Origin of the sequence: Azorhizophilus paspali (assembly GCF_043587585.2) — a bacterium.
Taxonomy (GTDB): domain Bacteria; phylum Pseudomonadota; class Gammaproteobacteria; order Pseudomonadales; family Pseudomonadaceae; genus Azotobacter; species Azotobacter paspali.
Window position 1 is genome coordinate 4,162,460 of record NZ_CP171449.1, and the last position, 17,349, is coordinate 4,179,808.

Consider the following 17,349-nt stretch of genomic DNA (forward strand, 5'->3'; position numbering starts at 1 on the left):
GACATCGGAAAGCTGAAGGGAATGGGCCAGTCTACCCTGTCAGCGTCCCGGCAGGCCACCCGGCGGGCGCCGGGCCGAAGCGGACACGGTTATAATCAATCCATCTCTCCCATCCAACGAAGACCCCACATGACCCAGGACCAGCTCAAGCAGGCCGTGGCCCAAGCCGCCCTCGACCATATCCTTTTGCAGCTCACTCGGCAGAGCATCATTGGCGTCGGCACCGGCTCCACCGCCAATTTCTTCATCGACCTGCTGGCTCGCTACCGGATGGACTTCGATGGCGCCGTGGCCAGTTCCGAAGCCACCGCTGCCCGCCTGAAAGGCCACGGCATCGAAGTGCACGACCTGAACAACGTCGCCGAGCTGGAGTTCTACGTGGACGGCGCCGACGAGTGCAACAAGCATCTGGAGCTAATCAAGGGCGGCGGCGCCGCGCTGACCCGCGAGAAGATCGTCGCCGCGGTGGCGCGGACTTTCATCTGCATCGCCGACGAGAGCAAACGGGTCGATTTTCTCGGCGACTTCCCGCTGCCGGTGGAGGTGATTCCCATGGCCCGCAGCCATGTGGCGCGCCAACTGGTCATGCTCGGCGGCGACCCGGTCTACCGCGAAGGCGTGGTGACCGACAACGGCAACGTGATCCTCGACGTGTACAACATGCAGATCACCAACCCCAGGCAACTGGAGTCGGACATCAACAACATCGTCGGGGTAGTCTGCAACGGGCTGTTCGCGGCGCGCCCGGCCGACTTGCTGCTGCTCGGCACCCGCAACGGGGTGGAGCGCATCGAGCGCCCCCGCCGCTGAGCGACCGCCCGACTCAGGGAGCGGTCCGGCGGAACACGTAGAAGCGGTTCGGCTCGCCGGTCACGTAGAGGTTGCCCGCCCGGTCCATCGTCACCCCCTCGGCTTGGCGGATGCTGTGGCGCAGACCGTTGAGGCCGCCGAGCAGGGTCATGAAGCTGAACGGACGCCCTTCGCCATCGAGCTCCAGCAGCAGCCGCGACTCGTCGGACAGCAGCAGGAAATGCCCGCTGCGCGGATCGACCGTCAGCGAGGACAGGTCGCGCACGGGCAGGTCATCGTCCGACAGCGGCCGCGGAATGCCGACGATCCCCGCGTCGGCGGAAACGTCTAGGCCGAACAGCGCCGGCGGCCGCTCCTGGGCCAGCAGCAGCCGGTTCGTCCGTGCATCCCAGCCCAGCCCCTCGAAGCCCTTGTTGCCGGTCTCGGCAAAACCGAGGTCGTAGCGCTGCGCATCCTTCAGATCGAAACTGTCCGCAGCCGCGGGAAGAGAAAACAGCGCCACCAGGCGATGGCGCTCGTCGACTATGGCCAGACGCCCGTCGCCGAGTGCCTCCACCCCCTCCGGATCGGCGAAGCCGGTAAGGCGTATACGCCGCAGAACCGTGCCCTCCAGGCTGAACTCCACCAGTTGCGGATGCTTGCCGGTGACGGTGAACAACGTATTGGTCTGCGGGTTCCAGGTCAGACCGGAGGTTTCGTCCTCCTCCAGCCCCGATAGGCTGACCTCCAGCGCCAGGCGGTAGTCAGGCAGCCAGATACCGGCGGCACGCGCCTGCGGCGTCTCCCGGCACTCCCGCCAGGACAGCCGGAGCAGATCGAGCCAGTGCCACTGGTAGCCGACCAGCAGGACGACCAGGACCGATACCAGCAGGGCCACACGAAACGACAGGCGCAGCAAGGAAGTCCGGGCAAGGGGAAAAGACAGCGGCATGGGTTGGTTTCCGCAAGACGAAACAGGCCGCAAGCCTGTCAGAGACAGCTTGCCTGAAAATTAAAATCGGGATGAAAGGCCGGGCGGCCGGATACGCCGCGCGCCCGGCCGAAGGTCTCAGAGCACCCGGCTTTCGAAGCGGGACAGTCCGGTCAGCTCCAACACCAGACGATCGCCGCTGGCGAACGGGCCGACGCCGGCCGGCGTGCCGGTGGATACCACGTCGCCCGGCTGCAGGCTGAAATGCCCGGCGATGTGCTGGATCAGCGCGATGATGGGGTTGAGCATGTCGCGGCTGTTGCCGTCCTGGCGCACCTCGCCGTTGATGGTCAGACGGATGCCGATGTCGGTGAGATCCGCGATGGCATCGCCGGACACGAAAGGCGCCAGCACATAGCCGCCGTCGAAGGACTTGGCCAGTTCCCAGGGCAGCCCCTTTTCCTTGAGCCTGGCCTGCACGTCGCGCAGGGTCAGGTCGAGAGCCGGAGCGAAGCCGGAGATGGCGTCGCGCACCTCCTCGGCGCCCGGCTGGTGCGACAGCGGCTTGCCGATCAGCACGGCGATTTCCGCCTCGTAGTGCACCGAACCGCGGTCCTGCGGAATGCTGAAGCCGTCTTCCAGCGGTACCGTGCAACTGCCCGGCTTGATGAACAGCAGGGGCTCGGTCGGCACCGGGTTGTTCAGCTCCCGGGCGTGCTCGGCGTAGTTGCGGCCGACGCAGACCACCTTGCCCAGCGGGTAGTGGATGCGCGTACCGTCGAGGTATTGGTGCTGGTAACTCATGCAAGGCTCCTTGTGTCTTTGTGGCTGGAAGTCCATGGCGGCGACTCTACGGCAAATCCGCGTGGCGTCGAAGGCTTTTCCGGGCGCCGGCATCCGGGAGCGGGAAAGGACGCGAACGCAGGCCACGCGGGCCGGCATCCGGGACGCGGGCGGATCAGACGAAGATCTTACCGGGATTCATGATGCCGTTCGGATCGAACACCGCCTTGATCGCCTTCATGCAGGCAATCTCGGCCTCCGAGCGACTGTAGCCCAGGTAGTCGCGCTTGGTCATGCCCACGCCGTGCTCGGCGGAAATCGAGCCGTCGTACTTCTGCACGATCTCGAACACCCACTTGTTCACCGTGGCGCACTTGGCGAAAAACTCGTCCTTGTCCATGGCATCGGGCTTGAGGATGTTCAGGTGCAGGTTGCCGTCGCCAATGTGGCCGAACCAGACGATCTCGAAATCCGGGTAATGTTCGGCAACGATCGCGTCGATTTCCTTGAGGAAGGCCGGCACCTTGCCAATGGTGACCGAGACGTCGTTCTTATACGGGGTCCAGTGGGAGATGGTCTCGGAGATGTACTCGCGCAGCTTCCAGAGGTTCTGCAACTGCTGCTCGCTCTGGCTCATCACCCCGTCGAGCACCCAGCCCTGCTCGACGCAATGCTCGAAGGTCGCCAGTGCCTGCTCGGCGCGCTCCTCGGTGCTGGCCTCGAACTCCAGCAGCGCATAGAAGGGACACTCGGTCTCGAATGGCGCCGGCACGTCGCCGCGCGCCAGCACCTTGGCCAGCGCCTTGTCGGAAAAGAACTCGAAGGCCGTCAGGTCCATCTTGTCCTGGAAGGCGTGCAGCACCGGCATGATCGAGTCGAGATCGGGAGTGCCGAGGACCAAAGCGGTGAGGTTGGTCGGCGCGCGATCGAGGCGCATGGTGGCCTCGACGACGAAGCCCAGGGTGCCCTCGGCGCCGATGAACAGTTGGCGCAGGTCATAGCCGGTGGCGTTCTTGATCAGGTCCTTGTTCAGTTCGAGCAGATCGCCCTTGCCGGTGACCACCTTGAGGCCGGCTACCCAGTTGCGGGTCATACCGTAGCGGATCACCTTGATCCCGCCGGCGTTGGTGCCGATGTTGCCGCCGATCTGGCTGGAACCGGCGGAGGCGAAGTCGACCGGGTAGTACAGCCCCTTGTCCGCGGCGAAGTCCTGCAGTTGCTTGGTCACCACGCCAGGCTCGCAGACCACGGTGCGGTCGATCTCGTCGAAGCGCAGGATGCGGTTCATGTAGTCGAAGGCCACCACCACTTCGCCATGCGCGGCGACGGCGGCGGCGGACAGCCCGGTGCGCCCGCCCGAGGGCACCAGGGCGACCTTGCGCTCGTTGGCCCAGCGGACGATGGCCTGCACCTGCTCTATGCTCTTCGGGAACGCGATGGCCAGGGGGGCGGGGGCGAAATGCTTGGTCCAGTCCTTGCCGTAGGCGTTGAGGGAGTCGGCGTCGGTGAGCACCTTGCCGGGCTCCACCAGGGTCTTCAACTCGTCTATCAGGGCAGGGTTGGTCATGGGAAAACTCTCAAAGGATTCATGGCCGTCCTGAATACCCTTCACGTACCAGGAATGGCGGTTTGGCGGGCTCGGTATGCTAGCATAGCCGTCCCGTGAGTCGTGCTTCCCGCCGATTTCCGGAACGGCTGTAGCCCTTTCCGGGCAGTACTACCGGCTGCCCACCTACATCGCCACCTACCTCCAGGAAAACAGGTTTACGTAGATGAGCAAGACCTCTCTCGACAAGAGCAAGATCCGCTTCCTTCTGCTGGAAGGCGTCCACCAGACCGCACTGGATACGCTCAAGGCTGCCGGCTACACCAACATCGAGTACCTGACCGGCTCGCTGCCCGAGGAACAGTTGAAAGAGAAGATCGCCGACGCCCACTTCATCGGCATCCGCTCGCGCACTCAACTGACCGAGGAGGTCTTCGACCGCGCGAAGAAGCTGGTCGCGGTCGGCTGTTTCTGCATCGGCACCAATCAGGTCGACCTGAAGGCCGCCCGCGAGCGCGGCATCGCGGTGTTCAACGCCCCCTACTCGAACACCCGCTCGGTGGCAGAGCTGGTGCTCGCCGAAGCGATCCTGCTGCTGCGCGGCATTCCCGAGAAAAACGCGGCTTGCCACCGCGGCGGCTGGCTGAAGAACGCCAGCAACTCCTACGAGATCCGCGGCAAGAAGCTCGGCATTATCGGCTACGGCTCGATCGGTACCCAGCTCTCGGTGCTGGCCGAAAGCCTGGGCATGCAGGTGCTGTTCTACGACGTGGTGACCAAGCTGCCGCTGGGCAACGCCACCCAGGTGGGCAACCTCTACGACCTGCTCGGCCAGGCCGACATCGTTACCCTGCACGTGCCGGAAACCGCCGCGACCAAGTGGATGATCGGTGAGAAGGAAATCCGCGCCATGAAGAAGGGCGCCATCCTGCTCAACGCCGCTCGCGGCACCGTGGTGGACATCGACGCGCTGGCCGCCGCCCTTCGCGACAAGCACCTCAACGGTGCGGCCATCGACGTATTCCCGGTGGAGCCGCGCTCCAACAACGACGAGTTCGTCAGCCCGCTGCGCGAGTTCGACAACGTCATCCTCACCCCGCACGTCGGCGGCTCGACCATGGAGGCCCAGGCCAACATCGGTTCGGAAGTGGCCGAGAAGCTGGTCAAGTACAGCGACAACGGCACCTCGGTGTCCTCGGTCAACTTCCCGGAAGTAGCCCTGCCCTCGCATCCGGGCAAGCACCGTCTGCTGCACATCCACAAGAACATCCCCGGAGTGATGAGCGAGATCAACAAGGTCTTCGCCGAGAACGGCATCAACATCTCCGGCCAGTTCCTGCAGACCAACGAGACGGTCGGCTACGTGGTGATCGACGTCGATGCCGAGTACTCGGAAATGGCCCTAGAGAAACTGCAGCAAGTGAACGGCACCATCCGCAGCCGCGTACTGTTCTGACCATTCAGCAGCCGCGAGCCGCCCGACGACGAGGCCCGTACCGAATGGTACGGGCCTCGTCGTTTCCGCTGGCTACAGATGCGCGCCGAGAAACACCCACAGCGGCAGGGTCAGCACCGCCAGCAGAGTCGACAGGGTGATCGCCGAGCCGACCACCCCGCTGTCCTCCGGGTGGCGGACGAAGCCAAACACGTTCACCCCGCTGGGGCAGGCGGCCATGGCGATCAGCACCGAACTGGCCAGCGGCCCCAGCCCGAACGCCGCGCACAGGAGCAGTACCGCCAGCGGGAACACCAGCAGCTTGGCGAAGACGATGCCGAGCGCCTCACGGCTGGGTAACAGACGGTAGCCGGAGAGATTGACCCCGAGCACGATCAGCGCGCAGGGCAGTGCCGCCTGTCCCAGCCACTGGACCAGATGCTCGATGGAGACGGGCAGTTGCAGGCCGGAAAGGTTCAGCAGCACGCCCAGCACCAGCCCGACGATCATCGGGTTGGCCAGGCTCAGCAACAGGGAGCGGACATTCACCGCCTCCCCGTCGGCCAGCGCGCCGTACAGGCTCTGGAAGGAAAACAGCAGTAGGCTGTGGAAGGCCAGCACCGTGAACACGTAGACCAGTCCGGGATTGCCGAACAGGGTGGCTACCAGCGGGATGCCCACCAACACGTTGTTAGAGAAGCCGGCGGTCAGGCCGAACGGCGTGGGCCGTCCGCGCAGGCGGTGGCCGATCAGGTTCACCACGGCGAAGACGCTCAGGGCCGGCAGGAAGTAGGCCAGCAGCAGGCCGGGGGAAAAGCCCTCGTCCAGCGAGGCCTTGGCTATGCCATGGAACAGTAGCATCGGCATGAACAGCTTGAAGGTCAGGTTGCCCAGCTCCCTGGCCGCCTGGGCACCCAGCCACTGGCGGCGCCCGAGAAAGTAGCCCAGCACGATCAGGGCGAAGATCGGCAGAATCGCCTGTAGCACAGCCACGACTGAAAGACTCCGGCAGCGTAAAGGAAAAGGCTTGCTCAGCGTCGCGCCAGGCGCATGATCTGCCGCGCGAAGAAGGCTCCCGTGAGAATTACCCCGAACAGGCGGAGCGTCTGCATGGCCAGCACCAGACCAGCATCCGAGCGGGTATCCACGGCGATGATCGCCATGGCGTCCAGGCCGCCGGGAGTGGTCGCCAGGTAGACGGAGAGGAAATCCTTGCCGAGCAGCAGCGCGATCAGCCAGGCCGACAGCGCGCAGAGCACGATCAGTACCACCGCGCCGACGATCATCGCCGGCAGGCGGCGCCAGACATGGCTCAGCGTCGCCAGATCGAAACGCAACCCGATATAGCATCCGATTGCCCCGTAGGCCAGAGGTGGCAGCCAATCCGGCAGCCCCAGGCGCAGCACGCCAGCCACCTGCAGGGCGGCACCGGCCAGCAGCGGCAGCAGCAGGGCGCCGGCGGACAGGCGCGCGCCGGCCAGCACCCCGCACGGGATCAGCGCCAGGCTCGGTGCCAAGTCCGCCAGCCCGGTCTGCGCCGGCAGCGGCGACAACCCGGCCGGCTCGACGTCCGGGATTCCAGTCAGATGCCCGACCAGCGCCCCGATCAGCACCACGCAAACCACCCGCACGTACTGCATGGTCGCCACCACGCGGCCGTCGGCGCCGTCCTCCTCGGCCATCGCGACCATCGCCGAGGCGGCCCCGGGCGCCATCCCCCAGGCCGCGGTGCTGCCGGAAATGCCGCCGAACCAGACCAGCCCCAGGCTCACCAGCAGACTGAGGGCCAAGGTCAGCAAGGTCGCCAGCAGCATCACATGCCAGGACTGCGCCAAGTTCAGCAACACCGACAGGGTCATCGACTGGGCGACCAGGATGCCGACGCAGCCCTGGCCCAGCTTGAAGACCGGCCTGGGTATGTGGATAGTCGCACCGCAAACACCGAAGGCCACGGCCACCAACATAGGGCCGAGAAACCAGGCGGCCGGCAGATCCAGATGGCCGAGCAGTCCGCCACCGGCTCCGGCGACGACCAGCAAGGCCAACCACTGCAACGCGGCAGGCCAGGTACGGAGCGAAAAGCGCGGCGACTGCGACAACCCGGATTCTCCACGGCGAGGGTAAGACTCATCGGTACGCTGTACGAAAATGTACCGCCGGGAGGAATTATCGACCGCGCCATTGATCAGGTCTATCCACTGCCGGATAGCCATTGGTGGCAAGCAAGGCTCATCGCGCGTCTTCGCCCGCCTCCAGCGCTGCCAGGGCGGTGACCGCGTCCATCAGTTCCTCTTCGCTGAACACCCGCACCCCGTGGCGCCTGAGCAGCGCGGCGGTGACCCCCTCGCCGGGCACCCGCCGGCCGGCGAAACTGCCGTCGTAGTTCTCGTGGTTGCCACAGGAAGGACTGCGCGCCTTGAGCACGGCGAGGCGGATGCCGTTGGCCTCGACCAGTCGCAGGGCGGCGCGGGCGCCGGCGAGGAAGGCCGCACCGACATCCGCGCCGTCGACGGTCAGCACACCGCACTCGCCATCCAGCACCCGGGTGCCCTGCCCGCCGGGAATCTCCACCGGCGGCCGAGGCGTCGGCAGACCGCCGGCGACCTCCGGGCAGACCGCCACCAGGCGTCCCTGGCGCCGCCATTCCTCGAGCAGAACGAAAGGACCGTGGCTGCCACCGTCGTAGCAAACCCGCTCGCCGAGCAGGCAGCGACTGACCAGGATCTTGTGCATGCGGGGCTCCGTGTGCCGGCGCGGACCGGCCTACAGGATCTCCAGGGGGTTACCGGCACGCCGCCGGAACCAGCCGGTCAGCGACAGCCGTTCGCGGGTCGCCGGCAGCACCTCGTGAGGAAAACTCGCCGACATGAAGCAGGCCAGGCTGCCGCCCTGCGGCATCATGTCGTGCGCCCGGCCGCCCGGCAGATACAGGCGCAGCTCGCCGCCTTCGTCGGGCTGCCAGTCCTCGTTGAGGTAGAGCACCACGGTCACCGTGCGGCTGTCGTCGTCGCGGAAGCGGTCGAAGTGGCGCCGGTAAAAGGCCCCCGGCGGATAAAGCGCGAAGTGGCACTCGAGCTCCTCCAGACCGAGGAACAACTCACGGTTAAGGGTCTGGCGCAGAGAGTCCATCAATGCTAGCCAAGCATCGCCCGGCGCGCACTGGCCGGGCTCCAGCCAGGCGGTGTAGTCGCCGCGCACGCTGTCCTGCACCAATTGCCGGCCGCCGCGGCCTATGGCGGCGGGCGTCAGCTCGCCGGCATCCGCCCGCGCGCGACACTCCGCAGCCAGCTCGGCGGTCAATGCCGGCGGCAGGAAGATGCTTTGCTGCGACCAGCCGGGGCCAGCCAGGTCGTCGACGATGCTCAGCAGCAGGGAATGAGCGGGAGAGATAGGCATGCTGGATATTCTAGGGGTTGCCGAGGTTTTGGAGTAGGTCGGCCCCAAATATCGTGCAGCCCACGGATCAGTCTCCGGTATCGCTAGGCGGTCGCCAGCGAAAACGCCAAGGACACATTGGCAGGTCGACCACCGGGACCTGTTCTACACCCTGGTGGAAAGCGAGGAACAGAAAGAGACTCACGTCCTCGCCAGCGACATGGTCGAACGCCTGCACTCACCGGGCGGCACGCCCAACGACGCCTGGCTGACCTGCGTACTCGGACCGGGCAACGATGCCCGAGAGCTGGAACGACGAAGGCAACGGCCCCGATGCCGGCTCGCGGCCGGCGCCCCCTCGACTTTTGCGCGCGGGGCCGTTGACAATAGCGCTACGAACGACCGGAGTCTTCATGCGCGCCCTCGTCTTCCTCGTCCTCGCCCTGCTCGGCCCGCCCGGCTTCGCCGACGATTACCTGCAGCTCTACCGGAGCGGGGGCTGGCCGGAACAGCGCGAGCACTTCCACGCTGCCCTCGCCAGCGCCCAGCAGCGCTACCGGACCAACCTGCCGCCAGCGATCTACCAGACCCTGGTCGACAACAGCAACCAGCGCTTCGCCGCCCAGGCCATGGACCGCCGCGCCCTGGCGGCGCTGCGCGCCCGGTTGCCGCAGCCGGGGCCGGCGCTGGCCTTTTTCGAGAGCCCGCTGGGCCGCAAGATCGTCGCCGCCGAACTGACCGCCACCCGCAGCGACCAGTTGGCCAGGCACGCCAACGGCCTGCCGCGCATGCAGGCCGACGCCACTCGCCGCCTGCTGATCCGCCACCTGGCGCAGGCCATCCCGGCCGGAGAAGCCGGCGCCGAACTCAGCCTGGCGCTGGCCGGAGTGGCCGCCGATAGCCTGAGCCAAATGGTGCCCGGCTTCGGCCTGTTCAGCGGCGGCCAGCTCGGCATGCTCGACAACCAGCGCCAGCGCATCCGCGACGAGATCGAGCAGGATCTGGACAACACCCTGATGTACGTCTACCGGGACCTATCCGACCCGGAACTGGAAGAGTTCGTCGAGTTCGCCGAGTCGCCCGCCGGCCGGGCCTACTACCAGGCTGCCCTGGCCGCCCTGCGCGCCGGCCTGGCGGTCGGACAGCAATAGCCGGTCACGCCAGCCGTTCGCGCAGAAAATCGAAGTAGCGCTTGCGCAGCGCCTCGCACTCGTTGGCCAGGTGATGGCGCGCGTCCGCCAGCAGCAGAAACTGCGGATTGCGGAACTTGCCCCGCAGCACGTCCAGGTTGTGCCGCCAGTCGACGGTCAGGTCGGCATCGCCCTGGATGATCAGCGGGCTGCGCTCGCTGCGCCCGGCGGCCTCGATGCGCGGAATCCAGCGCGCTAGCGCGCCGACCCAGGCGGTCGGCAGGATGCGCGCCTGCAGCGGGTCGCGCTGGATGAATTCGAGGAAGGCCGTGTCGCTGGAATTGTCGGTGAAACGCCGCGGAATCGACTGGACGAACGGCCGCAGTGCCTGATAGCTGAGTTTCGACAGCCGCCAACTGCGCGGCCGCACCAGCGGGGCGAAGAGGATGGTCTCGCCCAGTTCGGAACGCGGCGCGCCGGTCAGCAGATAATCGAGCAGGATGGCGCCACCGGTGCTCTGCCCGAACAGGTGCCAGGGCTTGGGCAAATCGAGCGCGGCGGCTTCGCCCAGAAGCCCCTGGAACACCGCCTGGTATTCGGCGAAGTCGTCGATGCTGGCCGGCGCGCCACTGGACAGCCCGTGCCCCGGCAGGTCGCAGGAGAGTACGGCGAAGCCCATGCCCAGCGCCCAGTCGAACACGTGCCGATAGAGTCCCATGTGATCGTAGTAGCCGTGCAACAGCAGCAGGGTCGCGCGCGGCCGCTCCGGCCACCAGACCTGGGCGACGATCCGGTAGGGACCGACGTCGAAGGCGCCGAGGCGGCCCTGCACACCCAGGCGATGCTCGCCCAGGTCGAGCCCGTAGTAGCGGCGGTAGGCCCGGACTCGCGGCGACTCGTCACCGGCCGTGGCCAAAGGCTGCAGCAAAGGACGCAGAAGATCGGGCTGGAAAGACTCTGACATGACACCTCATCCGCGAAGGAAACCACGCCCGGCGCTCCACCGTGCCGACGCCCTTCATCGGACAGGCGTGGCGTGGCAAGCTAGGGCATTCTCTGCCCGTCTTTACGCCATGCTCCCCCCGAAGCGCAAGACCCTGCTCACCATACTGCTCGCCATCCTCGGCCTCGCTGCCGCCTACGACTGGTACCGCGGCTGCTACCAGCGGACCGTCCTGTTCGATGCCAGTGGACTGCGCCTGCCGCCGGCCCTGGCGGGTGCCGGGCCGATCCGCCTGGTGCACTTCCACGACCCGGCCTGCCCCTGCAACGTCGGCAACCAGCAGCATCTGGCTGAACTGATCGAACGCTACGGAGCGCGGGGCGTGTCCTTCCATGCCGTGCAGCGGCCGGGCAGCCGCGGCGGCCTGCCGCCGGTGCTGGCCGCGCTGCAGCCGCTGGCGGCACTCCCCGACGGCAAGGCACCGCCGGCCAGCCCGGCCCTGGCGATCTGGGATCGCCAGGGCCATCTGGCCTACTTCGGCCCCTACAACGAAGGGGCGACCTGCACCTCGGCCAACAGCTTCGTCGAGCCGATCCTCGACGCTCTGCTCGAAGGCCGTCCGGTGCGGGCCGGCGGAACCCTGGCCGAAGGCTGCTTCTGCGACTGGCGCTAGGGCCTGTTAACACTACTCCGCGCAGCCGCGTTGCTGCGCCAGATGGCGCCAGGCCGGGCCGCGATCGGCGAGGCGCGGGACGCAGGGAATGGCATTGCCTTGCCAAGTCCCGCAACGACGCATGGGGCCATTTGCCGCGCAGTCTGGGCGGCCCCATCCGCAGGGACGGGCCTGTTTTTGCGCGGTGCGTCGTTGACCGAACTTCTCTGCTCGCGCTTAACCGCGCGCAAAAACAGGCTCCGTCGCGGCCGCGCGGAGTAGTGTTAACGGCCCTAGGGCGTGTCTAGCAGCGCCGCATAGCCCTCGCGGTAATCGGGATAGCGCGGCACCCAGCCGAGCGCGCGGGCCCTGGCGTTGCTGCAACGCTTGTTGCCGGCGCGCTGGCCGATACTCTCCGTGCCCTCTTCAGTCACGCCCAGCCGCCCGCGCAGCCAGGCGACCACCTCGTGCAGCGGCGCCGGCGTGTCGTCCACGCCCAGATAGCAGTCGGCCAGCGCAACGCCACGGGCATCGGCCTCGAGCAGGAAGGCGAGCAGTCCGGCGGCGTCGTCGCGGTGGATGCGGTTACCGTAGAGCGGCGGCGTCGCGGCGATCCGACCGCCGCGGCGGACCTGCCCGAGCAGCCACTCGCGACCGGGCCCGTAGATGCCGGCCAGACGCACCACGCTGGCCGGCAGGCCGCTGCCCAGGGCCAGGCGCTCGGCTTCCAGCAACACCCGCCCGGAGAAGCCGGAAGGCTCGGTCGGCGAGTTTTCGTCGACCCACTCGCCCTCCTGCTGGCCATAGACCCCGGTGCTGGAGACGAACAGCAGCCGCCTCGGCTTCTGGCCGTGCCGCGCCAACCAGTCCAGTACATGGCACAGCCCCTGGACATAGGCGGCCCGGTAGCCGGGCTCGTCGTGACGGCTGGCCGCCGCGCTGTAGACTAGGTAATCGATCCGCCCCGACGGCCAGCCCGCAGGACACTGCGTGCTTTCGAGATCGCCGCACAGCGGCAAGATCGTCGCCGGCAGGGCGGCCACCCGCCGGCGCAGGCCATGCACATGCCAGCCTGCGGCGGCCAGCCGTTCGCCGAGGTGGCTGCCGACGTCGCCGCAACCGGCGATCAGCAGCACGGGCGCAGTGGTTTCCATATGAGCTCCTGTCATGCTGTTCGTGGACACGGTTGGTTCTCAGCTACGCAAAGGCTATTCTTGAAAGCGAGCTAATGGATATTCGCTATGACCCTCACCGAACTGCGCTATATCGTCACCCTCGCCCAGGAACAGCATTTCGGACGCGCCGCCGAGCGTTGCCACGTCAGCCAGCCGACCCTTTCGGTGGGCGTGAAGAAGCTCGAAGACGAACTCGGCGTGCTGATCTTCGAACGCAGCAAGACCGCCGTGCGGCTGACCCCGGTCGGCGAGGGCATCGTCACCCAGGCCCAGAAGGTGCTGGAACAGGCCCAGAGCATCCGCGAACTGGCCCAGGCCGGCAAGAACCAGTTGACCGCGCCACTCAAGGTCGGTGCCATCTACACCATCGGTCCCTACCTGTTCCCGCACCTGATCCCGCAGTTGCACAAGGCGGCGCCGCAGATGCCCTTGTACATCGAGGAAAACTTCACCCACATGCTGCGCGACAAGCTGCGCACCGGCGAACTCGACGCGATCATCGTCGCGCTGCCGTTCAACGAGGCGGACGTGCTGACCAAACCGCTCTACGACGAGCCCTTCTATGCCTTGCTGCCGGCCGGTCACCCCTGGACCAGGCTGCGCACCATCGACACCGAGATGCTTAACGACAAGAGCCTGCTGCTGCTCGGCGAGGGCCATTGCTTCCGTGACCAGGTGCTGGAGGCTTGCCCATCGCTGCGCAAGAGCGACGAGGCGCATCGCCACACCACGGTGGAATCCAGCTCGCTGGAGACCATCCGCCACATGGTTGCCTCCGGGCTCGGCATTTCGGTGCTGCCGTTCACCGCGGTGAACAGCCACCACTACGCCCCCGGCATACTCGAAGTCCGTCCGCTGGCCTCGCCGGTGCCGTTCCGCACCGTGGCCCTCGCCTGGCGCGCCAGCTTCCCGCGGCCCAAGGCGATCGAGATCCTGGCCGAGTCCATCCGCCTGTGCTCGGCGATCCATTCGCCGACCGGCCCCGCCCAGCAGACGGCATGACCGAACTGGCGACGATCCCGGTCACCGCGCTGAAGGGCGTCGGCGCGGCGCTGGCCGAGAAACTCGCCCGGGTCGGTCTGGAAACCCTGCAGGACCTGCTGTTCCACCTGCCGCTGCGCTACCAAGACCGCACCCGCATTACCCCGATCGGCGCCTTGCGCCCCGGGCAGGATGCGGTGGTCGAGGGCACGGTGGCCGCCGCCGACGTCGTCATGGGCCGCCGCCGCAGCCTGCTGGTGCGCCTGCAGGACGGCAGCGGCAGCCTGTCCCTGCGTTTCTACCACTTCAGTACCGCGCAGAAGGATGCGCTTAAGCGCGGCACCCCGCTGCGCTGCTACGGCGAGGTGCGCCCCGGCGCATCGGGCCTGGAGATCTACCACCCGGAATACCGCGCGCAAAGCGGCCTGGAGCCGGCGCCGGTGGAACAGACCCTGACGCCCATCTACCCGACCACCGAAGGCCTCACCCAGCAGCGCCTGCGCGGTCTGACCGAGCAGGCGCTGACTCGCCTCGGCCCGCACAGCCTGCCGGACTGGCTGCCGGCAGAACTGGCCCGCGCCCACCGCCTCGGCCCGCTGGACGAGGCGATCCGCTATTTGCACCGGCCGCCGCCGGACGCCGACCTCGAGGAGCTGGCCGAAGGCCGGCACTGGGCCCAGCATCGCCTGGCCTTCGAGGAACTGCTGACCCACCAGTTATCCCTGCAGCGGCTGCGCGAGAGCCTGCGCAGCCAGCAGGCTCCGGCCCTGCCACCGGCCAGCAGGTTGCCACACCTGTTCCTCGCCAACCTCGGCTTCGCCCCCACCGGCGCCCAGCGTCGGGTCGGCGCCGAGATCGCCTACGATCTCAGCCGGAGCGAGCCGATGCTGCGCCTGGTACAGGGCGACGTCGGCGCCGGCAAAACGGTGGTCGCCGCGCTGGCTGCGCTGCAGGCCATCGAGGCGGGCTATCAAGTCGCCCTGATGGCGCCCACCGAGATCCTCGCCGAGCAGCACTACCTGAACTTCGCCCGCTGGCTGGAGCCGCTGGGCATCGACCTCGCCTGGCTGGCCGGCAAGCTCAAGGGCAAGGCGCGCGGCGCGGCGCTGGAGAAGATCGCCGGCGGCTGCCCGATGGTGGTCGGCACCCACGCGCTGTTCCAGGACGAGGTGCGTTTTCGCAACCTGGCCCTGGCGATCATCGACGAACAGCACCGCTTCGGCGTGCAGCAGCGCCTGGCCCTGCGCCAGAAGGGCGTCGACGGCCGCCTCTGCCCGCACCAGTTGATCATGACTGCCACGCCCATCCCGCGTACCCTGGCGATGAGCGCCTACGCCGATCTGGACACCTCGATACTCGACGAACTGCCGCCCGGACGCACCCCGGTGAACACCCTGGTGATCGCCGACAGTCGGCGCCCGGAGGTAATCGAGCGGGTCCGCGCCGCCTGTCTGGAAGGCCGCCAGGCCTACTGGGTGTGCACGCTGATCGAGGAGTCCGAGGAATTGACCTGCCAGGCCGCGGAAACCACCTTCGAGGAACTCTCTGCAGCGCTCGGCGATCTGGCCGTCGGGCTGATCCACGGACGCATGAAGCCGACGGAAAAAGCTGCGGTGATGGAAGAGTTCAAGGCCGGCCGGCTGCAACTACTGGTCGCCACCACGGTGATCGAAGTGGGCGTGGACGTGCCCAACGCCAGCCTGATGATTATCGAAAACCCCGAGCGCCTGGGACTCGCCCAGTTGCACCAGTTGCGCGGCCGGGTCGGACGCGGCAGCACCGTTAGCCACTGCGTGCTGCTCTACCACGCGCCGCTGTCGCAACTCGGGCGCGAGCGCCTGGCGATCATGCGCGAAACCTCGGACGGCTTCGTCATCGCCGAGAAGGACCTGGAACTGCGAGGTCCCGGCGAGATGCTCGGCACCCGCCAAACCGGCCTTTTACAGTTCAAGGTCGCCGACCTGATGCGCGACGCCGATCTGCTACCAGTGGTACGCGAAGCGGCCCAGAATTTGCTCGCACGCTGGCCACAACATGTCAGCCCGCTATTGGAACGCTGGCTCCGTCATGGCCAACAATACGGACAAGTTTGATCAAATTGGCGCAAATGAGCGCGAAACCCGGTCGACTGGTTATACTGCTCCGACTTCGTCCCACCCCAGCAAACACCCTATGCCCGAGACCCTGCCGAACGCCGCCGAACTGCTACAACCCCAACTGCCACAGATCCTCCGGGATCTGCTGAGCAGGCTCGGCGTTCCCGTACGCATCGTCCACGAGCGACCGGGCTCCCTTCAGCCGCGGATACAGGCCGCGCTGCTCGAGGACGAGACCGGCAGCCTGCTGGTGCTGTTCCCCCGCGACCAGTTGCTCGACCTCCACCGCCTGAAGACAGCCATCGGCCGCTGCCTCGTTCCGGCCGACGAGCGCCTGCGGCAACTGTTCGCCCGCGAACGGCTGAGCGCACTCCCCGGCTTGCCACCTTTGATCGACAGTCCCTGCCTGTACGACGAGCGCCTGCTGCAAGGGCCGAGCGTACTGCTCGACTCCGGCCAGCCCCACGTGCTCCTGGAAATCGACAGCGAGGTCTATCGCGGCCTGCTCGCCAACGCCCGCAGCGCCCGCTTCGGCATGCCACTGATCCTACTGCGCCACAACCTGCAGGCGCACGCCGAGGACCCGATGGAGGCCGTGCAGGGCTTCACCGCCCGGCGTATCCGCCAGCGCCTGGAGCGCCGGGTGGAAATTCCGCCACGACGTAACACCGTGCGCCGTATTCGCCAGTTGCACGGCAATCTGCGTACCTGCAGCGACGACGACGTCACCTACCTGATCGAAACCGACCCGGCCCTCGCCGCCCAGGTGGTCAGTTGGGCCGGGCTGGCCGGCACCCACCACCATCCGTCGCCGGAGCGGGTACTCTCGGTGGAGGATGCCATCGTCCGGGTGCTCGGCTCCGAAGTGGTGCTGAACCTATCGCTCGGCCTGTCCGAAATCGGTCCCGCGGAAAACACCGAGCCCCCCGAGGACCTGACCCCCTACTGGGAGGAGGCCCTCTACACCGCTACCCTGATGGACGGCCTATGCCGGGCGATGCCTCGCGGCAAACGACCCGAGCCGGGACTGGCCTACCTGGCCGGACTGCTGCACAACTTCGGCTACCTGACCCTCGCGCACATCTTCCCGTCCTACTTCAAGCTGCTCAGCCAGCACCTGCAGATCAACCCGCACGTACCGCACACCCTAGTCGAGCACCATCTGCTCGGCATCACTCGCGAGCAGATCGGCGCCTGGCTGATGGAGCACTGGCTGATGCCCGAGGAGCTGTCGGTCGCGCTGAGCTGCCAGCACGATCCCGACTATCGCGGTTGCCATGCGGTCTACGCCAATCTGGTCTACCTGGCGACCAACCTGCTGCGCAACCGCGGCATCGGCAGCACGCCGCAGGAAGAGATTCCTCAGCGGCTGCTCGACGGCTTGGGGCTCACCAGGGCCCGGGCCGAGGAGGCGCTGGACCGGGTACTGGCCGCGGAAACGGCGCTGCGTGCCCTGCTGGCGCATCCGGAATGAGACGAAGCCGGGACGGCTGAAGCGGAACGGCCTTCGGGA

General features: G+C 67.1%; 16 protein-coding genes. 7 read left to right on the top strand and 9 right to left on the bottom strand.

The annotated features are described in order from the left end of the window. Window positions 1-129: 129 nt before the first annotated feature. A complete protein-coding gene (rpiA, locus tag ACGI6K_RS20245) occupies window positions 130-810 on the top strand; it encodes a ribose-5-phosphate isomerase RpiA (RefSeq protein WP_376944685.1) in 681 nt (226 codons plus the stop codon). 13 nt (window positions 811-823) lie between these two features. Here the strand turns inward: rpiA and ACGI6K_RS20250 are convergent, their stop codons facing one another. The 3 genes from ACGI6K_RS20250 to ACGI6K_RS20260 form a co-directional block, all read right to left on the bottom strand. Further along, the gene (locus ACGI6K_RS20250) at window positions 824-1,741 is read right to left on the bottom strand and encodes an SdiA-regulated domain-containing protein (RefSeq protein WP_376944687.1); all 918 of its coding nucleotides are present in this window, start codon (window positions 1,739-1,741) and stop codon (window positions 824-826) included. Window positions 1,742-1,858: 117 nt separating this feature from the next. Further along, window positions 1,859-2,524, bottom strand: coding sequence for a fumarylacetoacetate hydrolase family protein (locus ACGI6K_RS20255; protein ID WP_376944689.1), 666 nt, complete (start codon window positions 2,522-2,524; stop codon window positions 1,859-1,861). Between the two features lie 154 nt (window positions 2,525-2,678). Then, the gene (locus ACGI6K_RS20260) at window positions 2,679-4,070 is read right to left on the bottom strand and encodes an FAD-binding oxidoreductase (protein WP_376944691.1); all 1,392 of its coding nucleotides are present in this window, start codon (window positions 4,068-4,070) and stop codon (window positions 2,679-2,681) included. 205 nt (window positions 4,071-4,275) lie between these two features. Here ACGI6K_RS20260 and serA point away from each other — a divergent pair, with 205 nt between their 5' ends. Beyond that, window positions 4,276-5,505: a phosphoglycerate dehydrogenase gene (gene serA / locus ACGI6K_RS20265; protein ID WP_376944693.1), complete on the top strand. Its 1,230-nt coding sequence runs from the start codon at window positions 4,276-4,278 to the stop codon at window positions 5,503-5,505. A gap of 72 nt (window positions 5,506-5,577) precedes the next feature. On the opposite strand, the gene ACGI6K_RS20270 is transcribed toward serA, so the two are convergent. The 4 genes from ACGI6K_RS20270 to ACGI6K_RS20285 form a co-directional block, all read right to left on the bottom strand. Continuing rightward, on the bottom strand, window positions 5,578-6,477 hold the full coding sequence (locus ACGI6K_RS20270) for an AEC family transporter (RefSeq protein ID WP_376944695.1): 900 nt from the start codon (window positions 6,475-6,477) through the stop codon (window positions 5,578-5,580). A 38-nt stretch (window positions 6,478-6,515) separates the two neighbouring features. After that, window positions 6,516-7,583, bottom strand: coding sequence for an AbrB family transcriptional regulator (locus ACGI6K_RS20275; RefSeq protein WP_376944697.1), 1,068 nt, complete (start codon window positions 7,581-7,583; stop codon window positions 6,516-6,518). A 130-nt stretch (window positions 7,584-7,713) separates the two neighbouring features. Continuing rightward, window positions 7,714-8,217, bottom strand: a complete 504-nt coding sequence (locus tag ACGI6K_RS20280; protein ID WP_376944699.1) for a DUF523 domain-containing protein — start codon at window positions 8,215-8,217, stop codon at window positions 7,714-7,716. A 30-nt stretch (window positions 8,218-8,247) separates the two neighbouring features. Beyond that, window positions 8,248-8,880, bottom strand: a complete 633-nt coding sequence (locus tag ACGI6K_RS20285) for a 2OG-Fe(II) oxygenase (protein WP_376944701.1) — start codon at window positions 8,878-8,880, stop codon at window positions 8,248-8,250. Between the two features lie 392 nt (window positions 8,881-9,272). Here ACGI6K_RS20285 and ACGI6K_RS20290 point away from each other — a divergent pair, with 392 nt between their 5' ends. Continuing rightward, window positions 9,273-10,010, top strand: coding sequence for a DUF2059 domain-containing protein (locus ACGI6K_RS20290; RefSeq protein WP_302227619.1), 738 nt, complete (start codon window positions 9,273-9,275; stop codon window positions 10,008-10,010). A 4-nt stretch (window positions 10,011-10,014) separates the two neighbouring features. Here ACGI6K_RS20290 and ACGI6K_RS20295 read toward each other — a convergent pair whose 3' ends face one another. Continuing rightward, complete coding sequence (locus ACGI6K_RS20295) at window positions 10,015-10,953, bottom strand: alpha/beta hydrolase (RefSeq protein WP_376944703.1); 939 nt, start codon at window positions 10,951-10,953, stop codon at window positions 10,015-10,017. 109 nt (window positions 10,954-11,062) lie between these two features. On the opposite strand from ACGI6K_RS20295, the gene ACGI6K_RS20300 reads away from it, so the two are divergent. Next, window positions 11,063-11,605: a DUF6436 domain-containing protein gene (locus ACGI6K_RS20300; protein ID WP_376944705.1), complete on the top strand. Its 543-nt coding sequence runs from the start codon at window positions 11,063-11,065 to the stop codon at window positions 11,603-11,605. A 272-nt stretch (window positions 11,606-11,877) separates the two neighbouring features. Here ACGI6K_RS20300 and ACGI6K_RS20305 read toward each other — a convergent pair whose 3' ends face one another. Then, window positions 11,878-12,738 (bottom strand): SDR family oxidoreductase, encoded by an 861-nt coding sequence (locus ACGI6K_RS20305; RefSeq protein WP_376944707.1) that lies wholly within the window; start codon window positions 12,736-12,738, stop codon window positions 11,878-11,880. Between the two features lie 87 nt (window positions 12,739-12,825). Between ACGI6K_RS20305 and ACGI6K_RS20310 the strand changes: the two genes are divergently transcribed. From ACGI6K_RS20310 to ACGI6K_RS20320, 3 genes are all read left to right on the top strand, one after another. Next, window positions 12,826-13,761 carry a hydrogen peroxide-inducible genes activator gene (locus ACGI6K_RS20310; RefSeq protein WP_376944709.1) on the top strand — a complete coding sequence of 312 codons (936 nt, stop codon included), beginning with the start codon at window positions 12,826-12,828 and terminating at the stop codon, window positions 13,759-13,761. Then, window positions 13,758-15,833 (top strand): ATP-dependent DNA helicase RecG, encoded by a 2,076-nt coding sequence (gene recG / locus ACGI6K_RS20315; RefSeq protein ID WP_376944711.1) that lies wholly within the window; start codon window positions 13,758-13,760, stop codon window positions 15,831-15,833. The genes ACGI6K_RS20310 and recG overlap by 4 nt, the downstream gene beginning before the upstream one ends. 79 nt (window positions 15,834-15,912) lie before the next feature. Further along, complete coding sequence (locus tag ACGI6K_RS20320) at window positions 15,913-17,310, top strand: aminoacyl-tRNA deacylase and HDOD domain-containing protein (protein ID WP_376944713.1); 1,398 nt, start codon at window positions 15,913-15,915, stop codon at window positions 17,308-17,310. Window positions 17,311-17,349 lie beyond the last annotated feature (39 nt).